We start from the raw sequence: 24321 nt of genomic DNA, 5'->3' as shown, positions 1-24321 counted from the left end.
TTAAATAAGACATTAAGTCCGAATGCATCAACCCTCCAGTTGCTTCAGCTCTCCGCCGCTCCCACCACCCGCGCCCGGCCGAGCTCCGCGAGGACCACGTCGACCGTCTGCTCCGCGCTCCGCCCGGTCGTGTCCAGCCAGAGCCCGATCCGCGGCGTCTCCTCCCGCAGCACCCGGTCCAGCGACTCGACCGTCCATCCGGCCCCGTAGCCGTTCTTGCTCCGCCCGGCCTCCCGCTCGGCAACGGCCCGCGGGTCGGGAGCGAGCACGACGACGTACAGCGGTCGGGTCCGCACGAGATCGACGTACGCGGACAGCTCCTCCCCGAGCACCACGTCCTGCACCACGGCGGTCCAGCCCTCGTCCGCGTACGTGTCGGCCGTCATCGCCGACAACCGGTAACGGAGCCTGAGTTGTGCGGCAGCCTCCTCGTACGCCCCCGGCACCATCTCGGCCCGCCCGGACACCACCATCCGCCGGAAGACGTCCCCCCGCACGTGCACCGCCCGCGGCAGCCGCTCGGCGAGGGCCTGGGCAACAGTGGACTTCCCGGAGGCCATCACGCCGGTGATGAGCACGACGGCGGGACCGGGATCAGCGACTCGCAACTCGATCGCGGTCATCCCGCAACAGCACCCGCCAGGAAGGCGGTCCAGGCAGCGGGGGCGACGGCGAAGCTGGGCCCGTCGGTGACCTTGGAGTCGCGGACGTGCACGGCGCGGGGGCAGGTGGCCACCTCCACGCACGCGCCGCCCTCGTTGCCGCTGTAGCTGGACGTGCGCCAGTCGTAGGCGACTTCGACGCAGGCGCCGCCCTCATTGTTGCTGTAGCTGGACTTGAACCAGGAGAGCTGGGGCCCGGTGGTCACAGTTGTCTCGCCTTCGTCTCGATGATCTCCGCCGACTTCCAGGGGTTGAGCGCCTGGGCCCGCAGGATGCCGAAGAGGTCGAACATGTCACCCACCTGCTCCGGCCTGGAGATCAACCTATCGCCGCCCTGGCTCTCCGCGAAGACCAGATTGCGGCCTTCCGCCGTGCACATCAACTGCATCGGCCCGTTCAACCCCGCATGCGTGTGCTGATCCGACGGCATCACCTGCACCGTGAGGTGGTTCATCCGCCGCATGCACTCCAGCAGATGCAACAACTGCTCCTTCAACACCTCAGCGCCGCCGAGCGTCCGGTCCAGGATCGACTCCTCGATGACGAACCCGACGTACGGCGGAGGCGTGCGCATCAGCACCGCCTGCCGTTCCAGTCGCGCCTCGACGTGCCGGACGATCTCGTCCTCGGTGTACGCGGGTTTGCGTGCCCGGTACAGGGCGTACGCGTATGCCTCCGTCTGGAGCAGCCCCGGGATCAGCATCGTCTCGTACGCGCTGATGACCCGCGCCTGCCGTTCCAACCGTGCCCAGTCCAGGAACTTCGCCGGGTACTTCTCCGCGTCGATCAGCTCGATGCACGCCTTCAGCGCACCCCCGGCAACGAAGACCCGGTCCGCGTCGGCGAGCAGTTCCAGCGTCGGAATGCGCTCCGCCCGCTCGACCGCCCCCATCAGCGACTCCGAGATCAACACCTTGTCCGCCGCATCCTTCTGTGTGAGCCCGGCTCGCACCCGATGGATACGGATCAGTTCACCCACGAGCCGCCGCACCTGCGACGGCTCACCACTCGTCCCCACAGCCACCACCACCCTCACCACATCCCGTCGATGTGGACCGCGTCCTCCTGGTCACGCTACGCAGTCGCCGGAATCCTTGGTGTCATGACGAGCAAGAGACTCCCCGAATGGGTACCCGCCGCCGGGCTGCAACTCCACCTGGCCGGCATCCACTTCGACGCCATCCGGCTACGAGGCGTTCGGGGCGAGGCAGTGTTTCAGCACCTCGGAACGCTCACCGAAGGCGAACCGGGCCCGGTCGTACGGGAGGTCGCGGGCTCTCGGTGGACGTACTTCCTGATCCCGCCCGGATCGAGCAAGGAGTACGACTGGCCGCCGGGAGCGAGGTGCTTCGGCCCGACCGCCCGGGACCAGTACGTGGGCATCCCCGCACCGGACGGCAATACCTATCCGCTGAGCTGGCGGTGCGGCGCGCCGCGGAAAGGGGAGTTCGTGGACGTGGAGCTGCTGTACGGGTTGGTGATGGCGCAGTTGGCGCCGGAGGAGGGATGAAGACGGACGATGCCACCCTCGCCTGCTCGGCCTCCGGCCATCCTGGTCCTCCCCCGCCCTCCCCGTGCTCCTGCCCCTGCCCCTGCCCCTGCCCCTGCCCCTGCTCCTGCCCCTGCCCCTGCCCCTGCCCCTGCCCCTGCTCACTGTCGGTCCCTCAGGCCGCGAGTGCCGACACCCGAGGCACACATCGCAGAAGTCGTACCGGTCTCACCACGCACGTCATCCCGGCACCACGGTCTGTTCCATCGACGCAGCCCGCTCGACGTGCCCGCGAGGGCTCCGCGGCCGAGCTCAGCCTGTGGCCCCGGCCGCCGCCGTCCTCAGGAAGTGGTCGGCGTCCTCAGGCTCGGCCAGATTGCCGAGCTCCAACCAGGAACCGTCCGCGAAACGGATACGGAACGTGGCGAAGCCTCTCGGCTGCCCCGCCTCCGCCTCGATGCGCGCCTCGTCGGCCCTGAATTCCGCCACGATCCCGAAGTCGTTGGCCTTCGTTGCCGCAAGACGGCGGCGCGGCGAGGCCGCGACACAGATACGGTCCCGGTCCAACAGGACCAGCCGTCGCGGAGTGGGCGACTGCGAGAACCAGCGCAGCAGCAACTGACCTGCCGCCAGGTTCCAGTCCCCGTCGAAGACACCGTCCCCGGGCCCGCGGTCTTCGTTCGGCGTCTCCCTTCTCCGGCCGGGCTCACTGCGCCGCGCCCGCCCCTGGAGCAGCCTGTCGATCTGCTTCCCCAGCATGTCGATCAGATAGATCGGGATGATGACGACACAGAACACCACCGCGCCCACGTACACCAGCCAGTGGTGGCGCCCTTTCAGCCGTCCCTTGCCCGCTGCCCGGTGCACGTCCTTGGGCGGCTTCGGTATGGCCCGGGGGATGGTGCACCACACCAGGGCCAACGGTTCCGCACCCAGGATCTTCTTGGCCTTCTGCTGCACCTTGCGCTTCGCCATGCCTTGATCGTAGAGGCAGGGCCGGATACGCGGAGGCCGCGGCCGGCAGCGGTCAAGGGACCGGCTCGGGGGACTGGAGACCGGGCGCCCTGCGATCAACGACTCTCTCGGGACGGCCAGAAGGCCGTCTGTTCCCGCGGTGTCAGCTCCTCCACCTTCGGTCCGTCAGGACGGCCGGGTGTCCCTGTCGGATGGGTCATCGCAGAGTTCTCGGCACGGCTGAGTCCCGCGCTGAGGAACACGTTGCCGATGCTGCCGACTTCCGTGAAGGCGGTGAGACTGTCGGGGTCCTTGGCCCGAATCCGGGGCCCGAGCAGCGCCGCCCAGACTTCTTCGGTACGGCCCACATATCGGAACTTCCTCTCCTTCTCCAGTAACAGCGGCTCGATCCCGCCCTCACAACCCATCTGACACGATTCACGAGGACGCCCCCACGTACCGCACAACACGCAACGCAACCGACCGTGTCGGCACGGAAACTAGGACCGACCCACCTCACTGCCCTAGCAATTTCAAGCCAAGTAGCAAGTGAAAAATCACAGATGACGGGCCGGTGGGTGAACGGCTCTTCGGCTACTGTACGTACTCGACCCTGGGGTCATCGAGGAATTGACCTGACAGCAGTTGAATGGGGAGCAGATGGACGCAAATATCACGACACCCGGAGATCCAGGGAGAATTCATTGGAAGTGAGGCGTTCACAAAACAGAAGGGAAGGCACGTCGGGGCGAAGCCAACAATTCTTTCTCGATGGCCTTCTCGGGAATCACAGAATCTTCATTATGGGGATCCTGGGGACCTTGGCGGGTGCCGTGGGAACGGTTTCCCTAATTGCCGATGGGGCGGGAGTTCATGAGCTTCTTCCATTTATCGGGATTGGCATACTAGGGTTGCTTCTCACGCTTGGTTATGTCTACGCCTTCGCGAGGAAGTCAAAAACGCCGGGTCACCGTCAGTGACCTTGCCGAAACGGAACCTACCAGCCCACCCCAACTCCCCGGCGCAGCACAGGGACACGAGAAAGGGGGTATGGATGCGAACTCAGCTGCTCGGCCGGACGTACGGAGGTCCGCTGTGCGGCAAGTTGGAACCACAAGAAGCTGCAGGAAGGGGCCTAAAGGTTGCCGGGGGTGTGAACTAATACTCCGGCCAGGAAGGCCGGTACAGATACGAAGATTGGTTCGTAAACGCAGGCGGCACGGCTTCGGTAATTCGGCTGCCCTTCGCACTCGTCGCGACGGGCATCACACTGATGCTGTGCAGCGAACGCCCTCGACTGTCCTGCCGGTCCGCTGGAACCCGCACCTTCAGCCCCGGCACCGAACCGGTCCCGCTGGGGTGAAGGGGCGAGCGCTCCAGTGTCCGGGCTGCTGTGGGCGGCCACCAACCAGCCAACCGGTCTGGCCTGCCAGAGGAAGACTGCACGTCGACCAGTCGGAAGTCTGCGTGAGCAGAGCGACCGCCGGCAATGACGTCCCCGTCTGACTGCTGGCCGGCTTTGTCGTTCTTCAACTCCTGGTCAGTTCCTCGGCCCTTCACCGTATGGAGGCCTGCCGCTGTACGAGTTGGAGCCGGGGGGATCGGTCGGAGCGGGCCCGAAGGTCGGATGCGCGGCCTGATGCTGGGGCTGGGGTTGCTGGTACGGGTTGAGGTGCGAAGGCTGGAACGGGTAGGCAGCCGGTGCGGCTGCGGCTGCAGACTTGCGGCGGCGGGAGCGGATGGTCAGGGCGGCGGCCACTGCGCCGATGAGCGCGACTGCGCCGATTCCGATGCCGATCCAGAGGCCGGTGTTGCTGCTGTTGTCGTCGGATGTGGGGGCTGCTGTGGCGGGCGTGTCGTTGTCCTTTGAACTTCCGGTCGCCTTGGAAGGCTCGGAGGAAGCACTGGGCTTCTCGGCCGCCGCAAGATCGGGGAGCGGGTACACGTCGGCCGGGCCGGGGTCGCCTGGGTTCTTCAGCACAATACGGGGACGGACAGAGCCGTAACCCACGTAGTCATTCCGCTTGGCACCGCTGGTCGGACCACCGGCCGTGTTCAACATGACGCGGAGGACCTGGTTATTGGTCCAGTCAGGGTGCTTGGACCAGATGAGGGCAGCGGAAGCGGAGGCGATCGCGGTGGCGTCACTGGTTCCGCTCGTTTTACACAACTGTGTTCCGCCCATGCAGGCGTGGACCATGTGGATGCCCGGGGCCGTGAAATCGATCTGCGGCCCGTACTGGGACTCGTCGGTCTTCTTCCCGTCCTGGTCGATGGCACCGATACCAACAACCCCGGGCGTTCCGACGGGGTATTCAAGCATGTTGGACCCATTACCGCTGTTGCCGGCGGCAGCAAAGATCAACGATCCGTTGTCGAGCGCGTACTTCACCGCATCCGTGAGCTGCTGGGATCCGGCGTGTGCGCCCAGGGAGATGTTGATGACCTTTGCGCCTCGGTCAACTGCGTACCGAATCGCCACAGGGGTGATCCTGTTGAACTCCTCGTCTGCTTCCGTCTGGGTCGCTCCGGCTCCACCCTCAGGAATGCGCACTGGAAGAATCTTGGCTCCGGGTGCGAGCCCGAACGCGCCATCTCCTCCGCCGCTCCGACCCGTCCCCGCGATCAGTCCGGCCATGCTCGTGCCGTGTCCGTCGTAGTCGGTGTGCTCGTCGCCCGCGACGCCCGGCGCCAGGTCCTTTCCCTCAAGGACCTGGCCAACAAGGTCGGGATTCGACGGATCCACACCGCTATCGAGCACGGCAACAATGACGCCCTTGCCCGTACTCGTCTTCCACATCTCGTCGGCCTTCATGGCATCAAGGTGCCACTGCTTGGAACGAATGGAGTCGGCAGCCGCAGGCACAGTAGCGCCACACACCAGTAGCAGGCCCAATGCGGCTGACATCATGGTTCGCCGTCGGGTGAGTCTCCCGCTTTCGATGCGCATCCGAATCCTTCGTGAGTGCTCTATTGATCAGTCGACGACCGGCGGGACGATCCGTCGGCCACCCTGCTGCCAAGTCTCATCGTCCTCGACCAGGTAGTCCGGACGTTCGCTGCCCTCGTCACGCCCTTCCGTATGCGCCCGAGAGCCACCCCCCCGTCCTATCGGCAAACCTGACCCCCCAGGCGTGAACGGTCGCACACCCGCACGGCCCTGCTGCTGGCGTCCCCCAACCACGCCGCCCGCCTCACCGGCCAGCCGACGGCCACCGCCCGCTGCGTTCGGTGAGGCGCCGGGACCGATCCCACCGCCCATGCCCGGGGCGCGTCCCATGGGCGTCGAACCATGGGCGTTCTCGCTGCCCATGACCAACCCACGCGGAATACCAACCGCAGAACGCCCGGAGCCCGGGGGCACAACACGGCCGCCGGTGATCCCGTTCGGTCCGGGGGAACGGCCCACGGGTCCCGGGCCAAGCGGGCTCCCGCCTGGGGCAGATGCTGGCGGATGTGGCATCCCAATTGTCTTTCCCCCTCCGCTGGTCCTGCGCGGTACGGCGGGACTGATGTTAGGGACAGGAGGCACAGTCCCCACTGTCGGCGGGAGAACAGTGTCGGACCTGGGGCCGGTCGGCGGCCCCACTGGATTTGCGACCCGGGAGGGTGGAGTGTCTGGCAGTGCGGTGACTCCATCTATCCCCATGTCCACCGGTGTCGAGACCGAAGGCGGCACGAGGTGCGGGGTATTACCCACCCGTCCCGAGGGCCCGGTCACACCGCCTGCTGCGTCAACGCCCTGTCCTTGCCCAGTGACATACGCCGTACCGCCCGCAGCCGAGCTACCTCCGGATTCGCGGTAGACGCTCCCGCTTTCCTCGCCAGCACGCTTTCGCTCGTCCTTTGGCGCGATCACCTCCGGCATGGCCGGGAACACCGGCTTGTCCAGAGATGTCATCTGCTCCAACGAGTGCGTATACGTCTGCGACAGGCTACGCATCCGCGCAGCCGCCTCTTCGCGGTTCTTCTCCCTCGACGCAATCAACGTCTCTGCAGACTTCTTCGCCACCGCCGACGCATCAGGATCGTTCCTTGCAGCGAGAGCCGCCTCCAAATTCGCCTGTGCGCTCGCCTCCGTCCGAGGAATCGATGCCTTCGCCAACGCAATCGCGTTCGACGCCTCACTGAGCAACTTCGAGGTGTCCTCGCTGTAATCCCCCAGGCGCAGTGTTGCGTTGGCCAGATCCGCGCTCCATGTATGGAATGCCTTGGCCCCCTCGCCCTTCCACTCAACCAGCTGCGGGCGAACTTTCAGCTCCTCGGCGATCTTACGAATCTCCGACGCCGCGCTCTTCAGACGATCAGCAGCCCCCTGGATCTCACCGCTGTTGGCCTGGTCCAGCCACTTCAGCATCTCCTCGTGGGTCTTCTTGTCGAAATCCGTACCCATGACGCCGTCCCTCTCCCCGTCCTCGTCCCTGTCCTTCGCATGCAGAGAACATCCCCACCGGCATCAATAGGCACGGCTGTCAGACGTGTCCCCCGGCTCCTCCGACTTGGCCGGAGGCTTGTGTGCGTTCTTCGCCGCAGCGTCCGCCGCAACCTGTGCGGCCTCGTGGTGGGCGATCGTGCTGCGCTGGATCGCACTCATGCGGTCGCGGACGTCCAAGTCGACGTTCTCGTAGCCCTTGTGGGAAGCGAGAACCGCGATGCTCATGCCCTCGATGGAGTCGGACAGGAGTTGGGAAAGCCCTTCCAGCTCCGTGACGACCTTGGAGTACGCGCCGTGGAGGCCATCCGCCTCCGACCACTCGCCCTTGCCGCCGCCGAATCGCTCGCGCCCCATCGTGTCTTCGCCGACCTTCCCCGGCCCGGCCGGAGACGCCTTGAGGTCGCGCAGGAGCTCATCGATGCGGTCGCGGAACTTGGTGAACGACGAGAGTTCGGTGACCAGTTCGCCCACGGCGTTCTGGGCCACCGCGCCGATGGCTCCCATGCCACCCAGCACGCCCAACGAATACGCCGAAGACTCCGCCCCCGGATCACTCTGTCCCACAGCAACCTCCCCCGTTTAGCAACAGCCGATTGACGCTTCGACTTCAGCCTCGGGGTTCACCTTAGCCAGCAGCGGTGACAGTGTGCATCTCCGGGTTGCACCTGCAACCCGGATCGCATCGGATCACGCCACCCGTGCAGAGCTCAGGACTTGGGCGCCGCCACTGCCGCCTGGGGCCTGATGGGGAGGCGGTTGATCGGGCGGCCGGTGGCGGCTCGTACTGCTGAGGCCACCGCAGCGGGGGAGGTCACCACCGGTACTGCGGAAGCCGGCTTGGCGCCGAAGGGGGCCACCACGTCGCGTTCTTCGATGAGTTTGACGATGCGAATGTCCGGTGCGTCCAGGGCCGTCGGCAGGGCGTAGCCGGTGAGGTCGGGGTGGCGGATCAGGCCGCGGGCCGTGCGGAGGTTCTCGGTGAGCGCGGCGCCGATGCCCTGGGTGATGCCCGCCTCGATACGGGTCGCCAGTTGGGACGGGTTGAGGACCCGGCCGACGTCCTGGGCGACCGCCATCTCCACGACCCGGACCGAACCGAGTTCGATGTCCACGTCCACCACCGCGCGGATCGCGCAGAAGGCGAGGCCGACGAAGGCGTCGCCCTGGCCGGACTCGTCCAGAGGCTCGGTCGGGTGGGGGCGGCACTGGGCGGTGGCCCAGAGTTCCTTGCCGTCCATCGCTTCCGTGACGGTCGTGGACAGCACCCCGTCGTAGGAGGTGATCTTGCCGCCGGCGATCTGCAGCAGTTCCGTGGACATGCCGAACTTGTGGGCCAGGGGCTGGAGAAGCTGTGTACGGACCATCTTGGCGGCGCGTTCCACCGCTCCGGCCGAGACCCAGGTGTGGCGGCCGTGCGTGGCGGGGCCCGCCGGGGGCTGGTCGGTGTCGACGGACGCCACATGGACCTCTTCGATGCCCAGGGTCTCCTGGACCACCTGGCGGGCGAGGGTCGAGAAGCCCTGCCCCGTCTCCACCGCGGCGCAGATGACCGTGGCGACCCCGTCGTGAACCCTGACGGTGGCCGTGGAGACCTCGTCGGCGCCCTCCGCTCCGAGCATGTGGACCATGCCGAGCGCATAGCCGACGCCCCGGCGCACCGCACCGGGCTCGCCCGCGCCCTCCGGGCCGCCGGGGAGCAGCCAGTCGTCCTCCGGGGAGTCCTTGGGCAGGGCGGGGAGAGGGAAGTCGCGTACGGAGGCGAGGAGTTCGGACACCGGTGCCGGACAGGTCACCGTCTGGCCGGTGGGGAGGATGTCGCCGGTGGACAGGGCGTTGCGCAGGCGGAGCTCGGCCGGGTCGATGCCGAGTTTGGCGGCCAGCTTGTCCATCTGGCCCTCGTAGGCCGCGCAGACCTGCATCGCGCCCTCGCCGCGCACATGGCCGGACGGCGGGTTGTTCGTGCGGACCGCCCAGCCCTCGATGAAGGCGTGCGGGACGACGTACGGGCCACAGGCGAACGCGACCGCCGCGGCCAGCGACTCGGACGAGGCGTCGGCGTACGCGCCCGCGTCGAGCAGGATCTGCGCCTCGACCTTCACCAGCCGGCCCTCGGCGTCCGCGTGGTGGCGGTAGCGCAGGAGTGTCGGGTGGCGGTGGGCGTGGCCGAGGAAGGACTCCTCGCGGGTGGCGGCCAGTTTGACCGGGCAGCCGGTACGCAGGGCCAGCAGGCCCAGCGGGAGCTGGAAGCCCGGGTCCTCGCGGTCGCCGGTCGCGCCGGGGACACCGGTGACGACGAGCTTCACCCGGTCCGGTTCCAGACCGAAGCAGGCGGCGGCGAGATCGCGGTCGGTGTGCGGGTCGGTGGAGGCCGTGTAGATCTCCACACCGCCGTCGGGCCGGGGCACGGCGAGTCCGGCCTCGGCGCCGATCGGGGCCGGGTCCTGACGGCCGATGCGGTACAGGCCCTCGACGATGACCTCGCCGGTCACCTCCGGGTCGCCGTAGCGCAGGGGGATGTGGCGGATCAGGTTGCCGTCGGGGTGGAGCGGTTCGGCCTCGAACGCCTTCTCCGGGTCGGTGACCGGTTCGAGGACCTCGTACTCGACGGCGATGGCCGCGGCGGCGAGCCGGGCCGTGTCGGGGTGGTCGGCGGCGACCGCGGCGATCGGCTCACCGTGGTGGCGGACCAGGTCGGAGGCGAAGACCGGGCGGTCGACGACCCTGCGTCCGTACGCGCCCTCCCCCGGGACGTCCGCGTGCGTGATGACGGCCCGTACCCCCGGCATCTCGGCGGCGCCCGAGGTGTCGATGGACAGGACGCGGGCGTGCGGGTGCGGGGAGCGGAGGACGGCCGCCCAGAGCAGGCCCTCGGCCCAGAGGTCGGCGGCGTAGGGGAAGGTGCCCTCGGTCTTGGCGCGCGCGTCGGCGGGCGGCAGGGAGACACCGAGGCCGAGTGCGACCGGCTCGGTGTCGGGACCCTCGACCGATGGGGCGGTGATCCGTGTGCTGGTCGCGTTGGCAGCGGTGGCTGCGTCGTTGCTCACGCCATGCCTCCGTCCTGCGAGTGCGGCTGGACACCACCGGCGCCGGCGGCGGCCTGATGCGGGATGCGGGCCTCGTCGGACTCCGGGGACGAAGAGTCCGACGAGGCGGGTTCGGCGCCGGCCTCACGGCCTGCGATGACCTCGTTCACGGCGTCGAGGACGCCCCGGTAGCCGGAGCAGCGGCAGAGGTTGCCGCAGAGTGCCTGACGCGTCTCCAGTTCGCTGGGGGCGTGGTTGCCCTCCAGGAGGTCGTGGATGGTCATGGCCATGCCGGGGATGCAGAAACCGCACTGGACGGCACCGCACTTGGCGAGGGCGCGCTGGACGTCGGACGGCTCACCGTCCACGGCCAGGCCTTCGACCGTACGGACCTCGCTCCCGGCCGTGGTCGCCGCCGGGACCAGGCAGGAGGCGACCAGACGGCCGTCCACCTGGACGTTGCAGGCACCGCACTCGCCCTGCGAGCAGCCGTCCTTGGCGCCGGCGAGGCCGAGGCGCTCGCGCAGCACGTAGAGCAGCGACTCGCCGATCCAGGCGTCGGTGACGGGGCGGTCGGCGCCGTTCACGCGCAGGACGTAGGAGGTGGCGGGATGCTCACTGGGGACGTCGAGCGGCTGGGCTTCGAGCGGCTGGGCTTCGGCCGGTTCGGCTTCGAGGGGCTCGGCCTCGCGGGTTCGGGTTTCGGAGGTCTGCTCTTCGGGGGATTGCGCTTCGACGGGGCGGGCTTCGGAGCTCTGCGCTTCGAGCGGCGCGGCCTCGGGCAGCGGCGCCTCTCCCGGGGTGCCCCGGAGGGGCGTGTCGGGGTCCGCGGCGTCCGTCGTACCCGGTTCGGGGTCGGCTGCCGTGTCGGTCGACGGCTCGGCCGGGCGCTGCTCGGGCAGGCTGACGGCCGTCGGTGCGGCGTCGGCGGCGGGGACCTGCGTGAGGTCCACTCCGAAAGCGGGGGTGCCTCCGGCGACGGGTGCGGGGCCGTCCGGTACGGCGGTGACCGGTGTCTCCGGTGCCGTCTCGGAGACCTGCGAGGACTCCTCGTACGCCACGGAAGGCGCCACTGAGGACGCGGCAGAAGGCGCTGCGTGCGTCGCGGGAGGGGGTGCGGGCGCGGTCTCCGGGGATGTCGTGGAGGGCGTCGCGGAAAGCTGCGCATCGGGTGCGGAATCGGCTTCCGGTGCGTGCTGCGGCTCGATGTCCGCGCCGGGGGCCGGCTCCATCGCGCTCTCGGGCCCGACCTCGGCCCCGGGCTCCGCGACCGGCTGCTGTGTCGCCCACGGTGCGGGAGCACCGCCCGGCAACGTGGCCGGAGGAGTCCGGTCCGCGTACCACTGGGAGGCCAGGGCCGAGGCCGCGAACTCGCCGGACTCCTCCGGGAGGTCGCCGTCGGCGACCGGAATCGTCCACTGACCGGTGTGGCCCGCCTGGCCCGTGTGATCGGCCGGTCCGGACTGGCCGGTGTGGTCGACGTGGTTGATGTGACCAGCCGAACCGCCGTGGCCGACCGACCCGCCGTGGCCGACCGACCCGCCGTGGTCGACCGACCCGCCGTGGCCGACCGGACCACCGTGGTCACCGTGGCCGACCGGACCACCGTGACTGCCGTGACTGCCGTGACTGCCGTGACCACCGTGACTGCCGTGGTCACCATGGCCGACCACACCACCGTGGTCGGCATGACCGCCGTGGCCGGTGTGGTCGACATGGGCCGCATGCTCGGGGTGCCCGCCGAACTCCATGGATTCGGCGACCTGCGCGGACTCGGTGAAGTTCCACTGGCCGGTCGCGACCGACGGTCCCGGGTACTGCTCCTGCTGCGGGTACCCGTACCCGTACTGCGGCTGCTGGTTCGGGTCCGGCCAGTGCACCGTGTCGGGTTCGGGCTGCTCCGCTCCCGTACCCCGCTCCTGCCCGCCCTGTCCCTGTACGACCCAGCTGCCGGTGGCCGCCGGGTCGAGTCCGGCCGCGGGTGTCAGCGGCACGATCATCGGCGGTACGTAGCCCTGGCCGGGCGCGGCCAGCGGGATGTTCGCCAGGTCCTCCGGCGGCAGGTGGACGAAGGCGGTCGCCTCGGCGTCGTACTCGCCGCCCTGCGGCGTCGGCTGCCAGCCCCCGTGCTGCGGCTGCTCCCGCTGCCCGTGCTGTTCGTTGTGTTCCTCGTTGCTCACGACAGTGCCCTCCCCAGCGCGCGTCGGGCCAGCGCGGCGACGGTACGCCGCAGATGCAGTACGGCGGGGGGCAGCGGTGGCGCCTCTCCCCCGTCGGCAGGCGGTGCCTGGTCCGGGATGCAGGCCGCGGCGACGTACTCGCCGAAGGCGGCCAGCGCGTCGGGGGCCAGGCCCCGTTCGCCGTCCCAGTCGATCAGTGAGGCGATCCAGTGTTCGGCCTCCAGCGGGCGCAGCGGCATCGGCGCGATGGCGCCGACCGCGCAGCGCACCCCGCGCCGGGCCGGGTCGAGGACGATCGCGACGGACGCCGTGGCGCGGCCGGGGCCGGTGCGGCCGGTGGCCTTCAGGAAGACCTGGGGGGCGTGCAGCAGCGGCACGCGGACGAAGCCGATCAGTTCGGCGGGTTCGAGCATGTCGCGGCCGGCCAGCAGATGCGAGACCGGGATCTCGCGGCGGGCGCCTCCCGGGCCCACGATGACGAGTTCGGCCTCCAGAGCGGCGAGCACCGGCAGGGCGTCACCGGTCGGGGCGGCGGTGGCGATGTTCCCGCCGAGCGTTCCGGCGTTGCGGATCTGGGGCGGGCCCGCGGCGCGCGCGGACGCGGCCAGAGCGGGGATGAGGGCGGCGAAGTCGGGCCGCCCCATGCGTGCGTGGGTGAGTCCGGCACCGAGCAGGGCGTGGCCGTCCTGGTAGTGCCAGCCGCGCAGCTCACTGATCCGGCCCAGGCCGACCAGTCCCGAGGGGCGCAGCAGCCCCTTGTTGACGGCCGACATCAGGTCTGTCCCGCCTGCCACAGGAACGGCGGCGGGCATGGCGCCGAGTGCCGCCACGGCCTCGTCGAGCGAGGCCGGCAGCGTCACCGAATGCGTCGCCTGCGGTGCGTGCGTGGTCAACCCAGCTGCCCCTTCCCGGTGTCCCGGCTGTCCGGCTTGTATCGCCGTACGGTACGTGCTCAAAGCCTGGACGTGGCAACTCTGGCACATCTTCCGATCGGACCGACGCGAGGGTCCACGAAGGGCATATCCGTCCGCGACCTGGGGGATGATCCCGATTCGCCCCACTTCCGTGTGGAGTGCGAATCGCCGCTTCCCGGCGAGCCCCGCACGGGTCGTTCGCACTCGCCCGGCTCCGTTCCGACGGGGCGCGTTCCGCCCGGGGCGCGGACCGGTGGGGCGCACAGGGCTGAGGGTTCTTACGGTCGGACGTACCCGTGACGGAGTGTCCGTGGCACGCGTACCGGGTGACGTGCGCCGGCCGTCACGCCCCCCTCGGAGCGTGACGGCCGGTCCCGGAGCGCGGCGGGATCACACGTTCGGGGGCGGTCCCTCCAGAGGGCGCCCGAGGACACCGGGGCGCTGCTGCCGGGGCAACGGGCCGGTCGGTGGCCGGTAATCGACGCCGAGGGCGTCCAAGCGGGCGTAGTGCGTGGTCATCCGGCGTTCGAAGTCGGCGTAGTCCCGGTCGGCGGGGGCGGGCAGGGGCGACCAGGCGACCTCCGCGAACGCGGCAAGGCGCGGGAAGACCTGGTAGTCGACGCGGGCCCGGTTCTGCATGACCTCGGTCCACACATTGGCCTGGGTGCCGAGAATGTGACGGGCCGCATCCTCGGAGAGGCCCGCGGGCACGGGTTCGAACCGGTAGACGTCCTCCAGGGTGCGGACGAACCCGATGGGCATCGGTTCGTCCGGGCCGCCGTCCTGACGGTGGTCCAGGTACACGTGCTGCTCCGGGCACATCACGACGTCGTGGCCGGCCTCGGCGGCCGTGATGCCGCCGCCGTACCCCCGCCAGGACGACACGGCGGCGCCCGTCGGGAGGCCGCCTTCGAGGATCTCGTCCCAGCCGATCAGGCGGCGTCCGCGCGCGGTGAGCCAGGTGTCGAAGTGCCGGATCACCCAGGACTGCAGCTCGTCCTCGTTGGCCAGGCCGAGTTCGTCGATCCGGGCCTGGGCGGCCGGGGACTCCTTCCACTGGTCCTTGCGGCACTCGTCGCCGCCGATGTGGATGAACGGCGAGGTGGCGGCGGGGAAGAGGTCCAGGACCTCTTCGAGCACGCCCTCGAAGAAGCGCAGGGTGTTGTCGGTGGGGGCGAGTACGTTCGCGTTGATGCCCCAGGTGTCCCAGACGGAGAGGGTGGTGGTGTCGATGACGTCGGTGTTGCCCAGTTCGGGATACGCGGCGATGGCGGCCTGCGAGTGGCCCGGGATGTCGATCTCGGGGACGACCCGGATATGCCGCTCGGCCGCGTACGCCACGATCTCGCGGATGTCGTCCTGGGTGTAGTGGCCGCCGTGCGGGGTCTCGTCCCACAGCTCGGAGGCCCGGTGGCCGTGCTTGGTGCGGGCCCGCCAGGAGCCGACCTCGGTGAGCCTCGGGTAGCGCTTGATCTCGATGCGCCAGCCCTGGTCGTCGGTGAGGTGGAAGTGGAAGACGTTCAGCTTGTGGGCGGCGAGGAGGTCGAGGTAGCGCAGGACGTCGTCCTTGGGCAGGAAGTGCCGTGCCACGTCGAGCATCATGCCGCGCCACGGGAAGCGGGGCCGGTCCTCGATGTCCGTGACGGGGACGACGCGCCGCGTGCCGGGGTCGACCGGCGCGCGGCGGAAGGCTTCCGGTCCCAGGAGCTGGCGGAGCGTCTGCGCGCCCCAGAAGACTCCGGCGGCGCTCCCTCCGGTGATCTCGACGTACCGGCCGCCGGGCCCGGTGGACAGCCGGTACCCCTCGGGGTCCAGAGCCGGGTCGATGCGCAGCCGGATGGTGTGCGTGGCGTCCTCGCCGCCCGGCGCGAGGGGCAGGCCGAAGGCGGCTCCGAGCGTGGAGCGCAGCCAGCGCTCGGTGTCCTCGGTACCGGGGGCCGCCGTGATGGTGGTGAGCGGGTCCAGCGGGAATCCGTCCCGCCCCGCCGCGTCACCGGAATCAGCCGCGTCACCGGCGTGCACGGGTGCCGGGATGAGCGCCGGGATCAGTTCCATGGCCATGGCGTCAGTCCTTTACCGCTCCGCCGAGTCCCGAGACCAGGCGGCGCTGTACGAGTACGAAGAAGACCAGCACGGGAATGGTCATCACCGTCGAGGCTGCCATGATCCCTCCCCAGTCGTTCTCATCGGGCTTGAAGAAGACCAGCAGCGCCATCGGGAGCGTCGACTGGGAGGTGTCGCTGATGATGAACGACTTCGCGAACAGAAAGTCGTTCCAGGTGGAGATGAACGAGAAGACACTGGTCGCCACCAGCCCCGGGAAGACCAGCGGGAAGAGGATCTGCCACAGGAAGCGGGCGCGGCTGGCACCGTCGATCCAGGCGGCCTCCTCCAGCGCGTCCGGGACGGCCTTGACGAAGCCGCGCAGCATCCAGATCGCGAACGGCAGCGAGAAGGCGAGGTGCGGCAGGATCAGCGAGCCGAGCGTGTTCAGCTGGCCGAAGTCCCGCATCAGGAAGAACAGCGGGATGGTCAGCGCCTCGACCGGCACCATCTGCGCGACCAGGAACATGATCAGCAGCGTGGTGCGGAAGCGGAATCTGAACCGGGTCACGGCCGTCGCCGCCAGGAAGGCGATCAGCGCGGAGGCGATGACGACCGTCCCGGCGACGATCAGGCTGTTGAGGAAGTACCGCCCGAAGTCGTGCTGTTCGAAGACCCGGCGGAACGAGTCCAGGGACGGTGACAGCGTCCATGGGCGGGGATCGGTGGACTGGATCTCGCCGGCCGGTTTGAGGGCGGAGAGCACCATCCAGTACAGCGGGAAGGCGACCGCGGCGGCGATCAGGAGGGCCGCGGCCTCGGCGGCCAGCCGGCCCGGCCGGCGGATGCTCAGCATGCTCCGTGCGCTCACAGTTCCTCCCCCTGGCGCCGCGTCAGCCGCAGATGGACGAGCGTGACGGCCAGCAGGATCACCAGCATCACGACGCCGATCGCCGAGCCGAGGCTGTACTGCGAGGACGCGAACGCCTTCTGGTACGCGTACACGTTGAGCACCAGGTTCTGGCCGGCGATACCGCCGCCGTTGGTCATGACGTAGATCTGGGTGAAGACCTTGAAGTCCCAGATGATCGACTGGATGGTGACGACGACGAGAATCGGCCGCAGCATCGGGGCCATGACCGAGCGCCAGATCCGCCACTGCGAGGCGCCGTCCAGCGCGGCCGCTTCGAGCACCTCGGCGGGGATCGCCCGGATGCCCGCGTACACGGTCACCATCACGAACGGGAACGAGCACCACAACACTTCGAGGAGCACCAGGGCGAAGGCGCTGTAGCGCCCGTACGTCCAGGAGAAGTCGCCGAGCCCCAGCACCCGGTTGACCGGGCCGAAGTCCGGGTCGAAGAGAAACACCCAGACGGTGGAACCGGTGATCGCGGGGGTCGCCCAGGCGCCGAGCGCGGCCAGCATCAGCGCGAGCCGCGGCACGGCCCGGATCCGGGTCAGCAGGACGGCGAGCGCGCAGCCGACCAGCAGGGTCGCCAGCACGCAGGCGGCGGCGAAGACCACGGTCGCCAGGAGCACCTGCCAGAACTGGCCGTCCCCGAAGAGCGTCGCGTAGTTCCCGAACCCCTGGAAGGTGGCTGGTTCACCACCGCTGACCTGGGCCTGGGTGTACTCCAGGAAGGAGATCAGGCCGAGTTGGTAGATCGGGTAGACGAGCAGCCCGCCGAGGAGCACGAGCGCGGGCAGGAGGTAGAGCCAGGGGGTCCAGCCGGGCCGGCGCGCGGACGGGGCGGAGCGGCGGCGCCGGGGCGTGCGGGTGGAGGCGCCCGTCCCGGACGTGCTGGGCGCTTTGTACGCCGTACTGTTCGCGGTCATCGTCAGCCCGCGTCGGCGAACGCGGCGTCCATCTTCTTCGCCGCGTCGTCCGAGGCCTTCGCCACGTCCTTGCGGCCGCTGACGATCTCCTGGAACATCGTCGGCAGGACCAGCGAGGAGTCGATCTGGCCCCAGCCCGGCGAGGCCGGGACGAACTTCGCGCCCGCGCCGAGCGTCCTGACGAACGGCTCGACGAACGGCTGCTTCTTCGCGACCGTCGCCCGCACATCCGTGTAGGTCGGCAGGAAGCCCATCGCGTCGAACATCTTCGCCTGGGTCTCCTTGCCGGTCAGGGACTTCATCAGGTCCACGGCGAGGCTGCGGTGCGCACTGCTCTTCAGCACACCGATGTTGTTCCCGCCCGCGAACGCCGGGGCGATGGAGCCCTCCGCGACACCCGGCAGCGGCACCACCGCGTACGCGCCCTTCACCGCGCCCGCCTCGACGGCCGCGTGGCTGAAGTCGCCGCCGATCGCCATGGCGGCCTTGCCGGAGGCGAACGCGGTGACGGTGGCGTTGCCGCCCATGGACGCGCACTTGGCGGCCGGACAGTTGTCGTCACCGAAGAGCGAGGTGTACGCCTCGATGCCCTTGCGGGCCTTGTCGCTGTTGATGGCCGCCTTGTACGTGCCACCGTCGTCGTCGGCCAGCTCACCGCCATGGGCCCAGATGAACGGCATCGCACCGTACGTGTACGCGCCACCGACCGCCAGTCCGTACAGATCCGGCTTCTTCTTGTGGATCTTCTTCGCGGTGGAGATCAGCTCGGCCTGGGACTTGGGGGCCTCGATCCCCAAGTCCTTGAAGACGTCGGTGCGGTAGTACAGCGCGCGGACGCCGACGAAGAACGGGGCCCCGTAGATCTTGCCGCCGACCGTGACGGACTGCTCGGCGGTCGGATCGGTGTCCTTGGCCTCGTCCCAGGCGGCGAACTCCGCACCGACGTCGGCGAGTCCGCCGTCCTTGACGTATCCGGCGGTGTCCGTGTTGCCGTACTCGATGAGGTCCGGGGCGCTCTTCGGGTCGTTGAACGCCGCCTTGATCCGCTGGGCGCGGGTCTCGACCGGGATGTACTCGACTTCGACCTTCGCGCCCTTGTGCGCCTTCTCGAAGTCGGCGACCGCCGCGTCGACGACCCGCTCCTTGGGCTTGTTGCCGACCTCCTGGAACAGCCAGACACGCAGCGTGCCGGTCTTCTCGTCCCCCTTGGCTCCGGTGTCGGAGGTCTGCGGCGCACAGGCGGTGGCGGTGAGACCCGCCAGCACAAGCGCCGCGGCCGGGGCGGCAATTCGGGCAGACAGCTTCATCCGGAACCCCTACCGATAGGCGTTGCAACATGCGCAACGCTCGTTTCGTTCTGCACAACTGGCAGGAGAGTAGGTGCGCGTGCGGACGCCGACAAGTGGTCTCAACCACTCTGTGACCCGGGGAAGCAGCCCGTGCAACGCGAAGGGCCCCCGGGGTGCGCGTCAACGCGCACCCCGGGGGCCCGAAGCAGTGGCGGCCGAACGGCCCAAGGACTACTTCTTGTCCTTGCCGCCCTTGCCCTTGTCCTTGTCGCCACCGGCGCCCATGGACTCGTAGATCTCCTTGCACATGGGACAGACCGGATACTTCTTGGGGTCGCGCCCCGGCACCCAGACCTTCCCGCACAGTGCGACCACGGGGGTGCCCTCCAGGGCACTCGCCATGATCTTGTCCTTCTGGACGTAATGGGCGTAGCGCTCGTGGTCGCCGTCGCCGTTCGACACCTGTGGCGTCGGCTCTACGAGGGTCCCCGTACCTGCCCCGCGCTCGGGCTCAAGAGTGCTCATAACCGCCAAGGGTACTGAAAGCCCGGAGCTTCAGTTCAGCGACGGGTCGTCCGGGTAGGTGGCGATCATCGCCAGTTCGCTGCGCTGACGGCGCAGGACCGCCCGCCAGAGGTGTTCCGGGCGCGGGGAGGAGACATCTCCGGGCTCGGACTCGACGACGTACCAGGCCCCCTCGGTCAGCTCCGTCTCCAGCTGCCCGGGACCCCAGCCGGCGTATCCGGCGAAGATGCGCAGCGAGCCGAGCGCCGCTGCCAGCAGCTCCGGCGGCGCCTCCAGGTCGACCAGGCCGATCGCCCCGTACACCCGGCGGAAGCCCAGGGGGTCCCCGCTGTTCGGACGGGGACGGGAGCGCGGCGAGGAGCCCTCGTCGCCGGGGATGACCGCCACCCCGAGCGCCGAGTCGAGCGAGACCGGGCCGCCCTGGAAGACCACGTCCGGCTCTCCCGTCAGACCGGCCCAGGACGTGAGGATGTCGCCGACGCCGACCGGGGTCGGGCGGTTCAGGACCACGCCGAGCGAGCCCTCCTCGTCGTGGTCGAGGAGCAGCACCACCGCGCGGTCGAAATTCGGGTCCGCGAGCGCGGGTGTTGCCACGAGCAGTCGCCCTGTGAGCGAGGACACCTCGGTCATGGCAGAAATGATCCCGCATCTTCGCCCCTCGCGGGGGCCAAGTGGGCCGCCCGGTCACCGAACGGGCCCGAGCGCAGCTCAGGGCGCATGGAGGCACGGAGAGCGCACAGCCCCGGGCGCGTTGCGGACGGTAACCCTCCGCAAGAGTTGGGAAGCAGAGCGTGTTGTGGCGGATTCATGACGTTCGTACACCCCCCGACCTCTTACGGAAGGGGGTACGCGGGCCATTACCCTTTCGTTTGGCCCCCTGCCCGACCACTCCGGAACGCGAGATTCATGACCGGCACAGACGATGTCCTGCTTGTCCACGGCGGAACCCCGCTGGAGGGCGAGATCCGCGTCAGAGGCGCCAAGAACCTGGTGCCGAAGGCAATGGTCGCCGCGCTGCTCGGCAGCGGGCCCAGCCGGCTGCGCAATGTGCCCGACATCCGCGATGTGCGGGTGGTGCGCGGACTGTTGCAGTTGCACGGCGTGACGGTCCGGCCGGGTGACGAACCGGGCGAACTGATCCTTGACCCGACCCATGTCGAGAGCGCCAACGTCGCCGACATCGACGCCCACGCGGGCTCGTCGCGCATCCCGATCCTGTTCTGCGGCCCGCTGCTGCACCGGCTGGGCCACGCGTTCATCCCGGGGCTCGGCGGCTGCGACATCGGCGGTCGGCCGATCGACTTCCACTTCGACGTGCTGCGGCAGTTCGGCGCGACCATCGAGAAGCGCGCGGACGGCCAGTACCTGGAGGCCCCGCAGCGACTGCGCGGCACGAAGATCCGACTGCCGTACCCGTCGGTGGGCTCCACCGAGCAGGTGCTGCTGACGGCCGTGCTCGCCGAGGGCGTCACCGAACTGTCCAACGCGGCCGTGGAGCCCGAGATCGAGGACCTCATCTGCGTACTGCAGAAGATGGGCGCGATCATCTCGATGGACACCGACCGGACGATCCGGATCACCGGGGTCGACCGGCTGGACGGCTATACGCACCGCGCGATCCCGGACCGCCTGGAGGCGGCCTCCTGGGCGTCCGCGGCGCTGGCCACCGAGGGCAACATCTACGTACGGGGCGCACAGCAGCGCTCGATGATGACGTTCCTGAACACCTTCCGCCGGGTCGGCGGCGCGTTCGAGATCGACGACGAGGGCATCCGTTTCTGGCACCCGGGCAGCGCGCTGAACGCCATCGCCCTGGAGACGGACGTGCACCCCGGTTTCCAGACCGACTGGCAGCAGCCGCTGGTCGTGGCCCTGACGCAGGCCTCGGGCCTGTCCATCGTCCACGAGACGGTGTACGAGTCCCGGCTCGGTTTCACCTCGGCGCTCAACCAGATGGGCGCGCACATCCAGCTCTACCGCGAGTGCCTGGGCGGCTCCGACTGCCGCTTCGGCCAGCGCAACTTCCTGCACTCCGCGGTCGTGTCCGGGCCGACGAGGCTGCAGGGCGCGGATCTGGTCATCCCGGACCTGCGCGGCGGTTTCTCGTACCTGATCGCCGCGCTGGCGGCGCAGGGCACCTCGCGGGTGCACGGCATCGACCTGATCAACCGCGGCTACGAGAACTTCATGGAGAAGCTGGAGAAGCTGGGCGCGAAGGTGGAGCTGCCCGGCGGGGCGCTGGTCTGAGACCCGGCGGCCGACGGCTGCTGACGGGGGTTCGGGGCACTGCCCCGGACCCCCGTTTCCCGTTCCACGGAGGGTCCTGGTTCGTCCCTCCGGGTCCACGTTGGCGACAGAGGCCCGGAAAGGGCCCTCTCGGGCCGGTACACGGAAGGGCGGCCACCCTGGTCGGGTGACCGCCCTTCGTCGCGCCTGTGGGGCTTACTTGCCCTTGGCGGCTTCCTTGAGCTTGGAGCCCGCGGAGACCTTCACGCTGTAGCCGGCCGGGATGTTGATCGGGTCGCCGGTCTGCGGGTTACGAGCGGTGCGAGCGGCACGGTGGGTGCGCTCGAAGGTCAGGAAGCCGGGGATGGTGACCTTCTCGTCGCCCTTGGCGACGATCTCACCGACGGTCTCGGCGAGCGCGGCCAGCACGGCGTCGGCGTCCTTGCGAGTCACCTCGGCGCGGTCGGCCAGGGCGGCCACCAGCTCACTGCGGTTCATGTTGTTACTCCCGTGTTCTTCTTGCCTGTGAGGCGTGAGATCGAAGCCGATGCTGCCAGGGCCCTCGGACAGTCCCCGGACCCGGGTCTGTCGTCAGACCCTCGCGCCCGATTACGCATCCTGCCCCCACCTGCGGCGGGAAAGCCAATCCGGCACCCTCCGGAGTCACACGAAAAGCACCACTGCCTCATCGTGGTGACGTTCCGTCGACTCCCCGAAAGCGGTCCGCAGCGGATGCGGGGCTCTGCGGGACGCGCCGCCCGCCCACCCTAAAGGGGCGTTTGGGGCGCCGCGACCCGCGACGCGCCGTACGTGGGGCCGACGTGGGGCGCCGAGGTCGCGGCCGGACGCCGCCAGGGGGCGCGGCGGGTTCCGCGGACGGCCGGCGTCAGCCGAGCTCCCCCGCGCCCGTCACGGTACCGCCCGCCGCCTTCGCGGCGTCCCGGACCGCACCGGCGACCGCTCCGGCGACCTTGTCGTTGAAGACCGACGGGATGATGTAGTTCGCGTTCACCTCGTCCTCCGCGACGACGTCGGCGAGGGCACGCGCGGCGGCGAGCATCATCTCGGTGTTGACGGTACGGGACTGGGCGTCCAGCAGACCGCGGAAGACACCCGGGAAGACCAGCACGTTGTTGATCTGGTTCGGGAAGTCGGAGCGGCCGGTGGCGACAACTGCCGCCGTCTGGCGAGCGATTGCCGGATCCACCTCGGGGTCGGGGTTCGCGAGCGCGAACACGATCGCACCGTCGGCCATGGCGGCGACATCGGCTCCGTCCAGGACGTTCGGGGCGGAGACGCCGATGAAGACGTCGGCGCCCACGACGGCCTGCTTGAGGGTGCCCGTGACGGACTCGGGGTTGGTGTTGTCGGCGATCCAGCGCAGCGGCGAATCGGCGTCGGCGGAGACCAGATCCTCGCGGCCGGCGTGCACCACACCGTGGATGTCGGCGACGACGGCGTGCTTGACGCCGGCGGCGATGAGGAGCTTCAGGATGGCCGTACCGGCCGCTCCGGCGCCGGACATGACGACGCGTACGTCCCCGATTCCCTTGCCCACCACGCGCAGCGCGTTGGTCAGCGCGGCCAGGACCACGATCGCGGTGCCGTGCTGGTCGTCGTGGAAGACGGGGATGTCCAGGGCCTCGCGCAGCCGCGCCTCGATCTCGAAGCAGCGGGGTGCGGAGATGTCCTCCAGGTTGATGCCCGCGAAGCCGGGGGCCATCGCCTTGACGATCTCGACGATGGCGTCGGTGTCCTGGGTGTCCAGGCAGATCGGCCAGGCGTCGATGCCGGCGAAGCGCTTGAACAGGGCCGCCTTGCCCTCCATCACCGGGAGGGCGGCCATCGGACCGATGTTGCCGAGGCCGAGCACCGCGGAACCGTCCGTCACAACTGCGACGGAGTTGCGCTTGATGGTGAGGCGGCGGGCGTCCTCGGGATTCTCGGCGATCGCCATGCAGACCCGGGCCACACCCGGGGTGTAGATCATCGAGAGGTCGTCGCGGTTGCGGATGGGGTGCTTGGACGCCATCTCGATCTTGCCGCCGAGGTGCATCAGGAACGTACGGTCGGAGACCTTCCCCAGCACGACACCCTCGATGCCGCGCAGGTTCTCCACGATCTCGTCCGCGTGCGCGGTCGAGGTGGCGGCGATGGTGACGTCGATCCGCAGCTTCTCGTGGCCGGAGGCGGTCACGTCGAGGCCGGTGACCGAACCGCCGGAGGACTCCACGGCCGTGGTGAGCTGGGAGACCGCTGTGCCGCTCGCGGGCACCTCCAGCCTGACCGTCATCGAGTACGAGACGCTGGGCGCCGTTGCCATGGCCGAGTCCTTCGCTTTCCTTAGCTTCTTTGCCGCGCGGCCGGGGCGCTCGCCTCGGACACGCTCCCCGATCGTCGCACCTACTGGCCGGTAGCCGGTAATGACTGCCACTCTTCGGAAAGTAGTTTCCACCATACGAGAGATGACCGCTTCAGCGGAACCCCCAATGACTTCCGACCCGGCCGCCTCCATGGACCCGGCCGGGTCCACAAACAAGAACAGACCCGCGCCACCGGAAGGTGACGCGGGTCTGTCTTCTTGGTCGAGCGGCACCGACCCGCCATGCTCGCCTCGCGGCAAGTGGTCGCTCGAAGCGACGAAGGTTGGGCCCGGGGGCTTGGATCGAGCCGGTGCCGACACCAGGCTAACAAAGACCCCGCAGAAGTGATTCCCGGAGTACGGGTCGATTCGAAAATCCG

Annotated in this window: 20 protein-coding genes; 3 read left to right on the top strand and 17 right to left on the bottom strand. The window is 69.2% G+C overall.

What is annotated here, in order from left to right; genetic code table 11:
• Positions 1 to 44: 44 nt before the first annotated feature.
• Genes ACIRP2_RS00440 through ACIRP2_RS00430 form a run of 3 tightly spaced genes read right to left on the bottom strand, consistent with a single transcriptional unit; the run spans position 45 to position 1641 of the window.
• Complete coding sequence (locus tag ACIRP2_RS00440) at positions 45 to 623, bottom strand: AAA family ATPase (RefSeq protein WP_404245028.1); 579 nt, start codon at positions 621 to 623, stop codon at positions 45 to 47.
• Complete coding sequence (locus ACIRP2_RS00435; RefSeq protein WP_404245026.1) at positions 620 to 868, bottom strand: DUF397 domain-containing protein; 249 nt, start codon at positions 866 to 868, stop codon at positions 620 to 622. The genes ACIRP2_RS00440 and ACIRP2_RS00435 overlap by 4 nt, the downstream gene beginning before the upstream one ends.
• On the bottom strand, positions 865 to 1641 hold the full coding sequence (locus tag ACIRP2_RS00430; protein ID WP_404245024.1) for a Scr1 family TA system antitoxin-like transcriptional regulator: 777 nt from the start codon (positions 1639 to 1641) through the stop codon (positions 865 to 867). Before ACIRP2_RS00430 ends, ACIRP2_RS00435 begins: the two co-directional genes overlap by 4 nt.
• Positions 1642 to 1764: 123 nt before the next feature.
• Here ACIRP2_RS00430 and ACIRP2_RS00425 point away from each other — a divergent pair, with 123 nt between their 5' ends.
• Positions 1765 to 2172, top strand: a complete 408-nt coding sequence (locus ACIRP2_RS00425; protein WP_404245022.1) for a hypothetical protein — start codon at positions 1765 to 1767, stop codon at positions 2170 to 2172.
• 291 nt (positions 2173 to 2463) lie between these two features.
• On the opposite strand, the gene ACIRP2_RS00420 is transcribed toward ACIRP2_RS00425, so the two are convergent.
• Together ACIRP2_RS00420 and mycP are read right to left on the bottom strand one after the other, a co-directional pair.
• Entirely contained in the window at positions 2464 to 3126 is a 663-nt protein-coding gene (locus ACIRP2_RS00420) for a hypothetical protein (RefSeq protein ID WP_404245020.1), read from the bottom strand.
• Positions 3127 to 4645: 1519 nt separating this feature from the next.
• The gene (gene mycP, locus ACIRP2_RS00415) at positions 4646 to 5920 is read right to left on the bottom strand and encodes a type VII secretion-associated serine protease mycosin (RefSeq protein WP_404245018.1); all 1275 of its coding nucleotides are present in this window, start codon (positions 5918 to 5920) and stop codon (positions 4646 to 4648) included.
• A gap of 1051 nt (positions 5921 to 6971) precedes the next feature.
• Here mycP and ACIRP2_RS00410 point away from each other — a divergent pair.
• Positions 6972 to 7262 carry a hypothetical protein gene (locus tag ACIRP2_RS00410; RefSeq protein ID WP_404245016.1) on the top strand — a complete coding sequence of 97 codons (291 nt, stop codon included), beginning with the start codon at positions 6972 to 6974 and terminating at the stop codon, positions 7260 to 7262.
• A gap of 299 nt (positions 7263 to 7561) precedes the next feature.
• Here the strand turns inward: ACIRP2_RS00410 and ACIRP2_RS00405 are convergent, their stop codons facing one another.
• From ACIRP2_RS00405 to ACIRP2_RS00360, 10 genes are all read right to left on the bottom strand, one after another.
• Complete coding sequence (locus ACIRP2_RS00405; RefSeq protein ID WP_404245014.1) at positions 7562 to 8104, bottom strand: hypothetical protein; 543 nt, start codon at positions 8102 to 8104, stop codon at positions 7562 to 7564.
• 143 nt (positions 8105 to 8247) lie between these two features.
• Positions 8248 to 10584 carry a xanthine dehydrogenase family protein molybdopterin-binding subunit gene (locus ACIRP2_RS00400; protein ID WP_404245012.1) on the bottom strand — a complete coding sequence of 779 codons (2337 nt, stop codon included), beginning with the start codon at positions 10582 to 10584 and terminating at the stop codon, positions 8248 to 8250.
• Complete coding sequence (locus tag ACIRP2_RS00395; protein ID WP_404245010.1) at positions 10581 to 12743, bottom strand: 2Fe-2S iron-sulfur cluster-binding protein; 2163 nt, start codon at positions 12741 to 12743, stop codon at positions 10581 to 10583. Before ACIRP2_RS00395 ends, ACIRP2_RS00400 begins: the two co-directional genes overlap by 4 nt.
• A complete protein-coding gene (locus tag ACIRP2_RS00390; protein ID WP_404245007.1) occupies positions 12740 to 13636 on the bottom strand; it encodes an FAD binding domain-containing protein in 897 nt (298 codons plus the stop codon). The genes ACIRP2_RS00395 and ACIRP2_RS00390 overlap by 4 nt, the downstream gene beginning before the upstream one ends.
• A gap of 411 nt (positions 13637 to 14047) precedes the next feature.
• A complete protein-coding gene (locus ACIRP2_RS00385) occupies positions 14048 to 15718 on the bottom strand; it encodes a beta-N-acetylhexosaminidase (RefSeq protein ID WP_404245005.1) in 1671 nt (556 codons plus the stop codon).
• Between the two features lie 4 nt (positions 15719 to 15722).
• Positions 15723 to 16556: a carbohydrate ABC transporter permease gene (locus ACIRP2_RS00380; protein WP_404247109.1), complete on the bottom strand. Its 834-nt coding sequence runs from the start codon at positions 16554 to 16556 to the stop codon at positions 15723 to 15725.
• Positions 16557 to 16567: 11 nt separating this feature from the next.
• Positions 16568 to 17539, bottom strand: a complete 972-nt coding sequence (locus tag ACIRP2_RS00375; protein ID WP_404245003.1) for a carbohydrate ABC transporter permease — start codon at positions 17537 to 17539, stop codon at positions 16568 to 16570.
• Between the two features lie 2 nt (positions 17540 to 17541).
• Positions 17542 to 18846: an extracellular solute-binding protein gene (locus ACIRP2_RS00370; RefSeq protein WP_404245001.1), complete on the bottom strand. Its 1305-nt coding sequence runs from the start codon at positions 18844 to 18846 to the stop codon at positions 17542 to 17544.
• 213 nt (positions 18847 to 19059) lie between these two features.
• Complete coding sequence (locus tag ACIRP2_RS00365; protein ID WP_072484142.1) at positions 19060 to 19353, bottom strand: DUF3039 domain-containing protein; 294 nt, start codon at positions 19351 to 19353, stop codon at positions 19060 to 19062.
• A gap of 30 nt (positions 19354 to 19383) precedes the next feature.
• Positions 19384 to 19983 carry a YqgE/AlgH family protein gene (locus ACIRP2_RS00360; protein WP_404244999.1) on the bottom strand — a complete coding sequence of 200 codons (600 nt, stop codon included), beginning with the start codon at positions 19981 to 19983 and terminating at the stop codon, positions 19384 to 19386.
• A 276-nt stretch (positions 19984 to 20259) separates the two neighbouring features.
• Between ACIRP2_RS00360 and murA the strand changes: the two genes are divergently transcribed.
• Positions 20260 to 21600: a UDP-N-acetylglucosamine 1-carboxyvinyltransferase gene (murA, locus tag ACIRP2_RS00355; protein ID WP_351073520.1), complete on the top strand. Its 1341-nt coding sequence runs from the start codon at positions 20260 to 20262 to the stop codon at positions 21598 to 21600.
• A 195-nt stretch (positions 21601 to 21795) separates the two neighbouring features.
• Here murA and ACIRP2_RS00350 read toward each other — a convergent pair whose 3' ends face one another.
• Together ACIRP2_RS00350 and ACIRP2_RS00345 are read right to left on the bottom strand one after the other, a co-directional pair.
• Positions 21796 to 22077 carry an HU family DNA-binding protein gene (locus tag ACIRP2_RS00350; protein ID WP_003968811.1) on the bottom strand — a complete coding sequence of 94 codons (282 nt, stop codon included), beginning with the start codon at positions 22075 to 22077 and terminating at the stop codon, positions 21796 to 21798.
• A 388-nt stretch (positions 22078 to 22465) separates the two neighbouring features.
• Positions 22466 to 23902, bottom strand: a complete 1437-nt coding sequence (locus ACIRP2_RS00345; protein WP_351073522.1) for an NAD-dependent malic enzyme — start codon at positions 23900 to 23902, stop codon at positions 22466 to 22468.
• Between the last annotated feature and the right edge of the window lie 419 nt (positions 23903 to 24321).

The organism is Streptomyces sp. NPDC101194, assembly GCF_044767885.1.
Classification (GTDB): Bacteria; Actinomycetota; Actinomycetes; order Streptomycetales; family Streptomycetaceae; genus Streptomyces.
The sequence above is the reverse complement of the archived record's forward strand: the minus strand, read 5'-3'. Positions and strand labels throughout refer to the sequence as shown.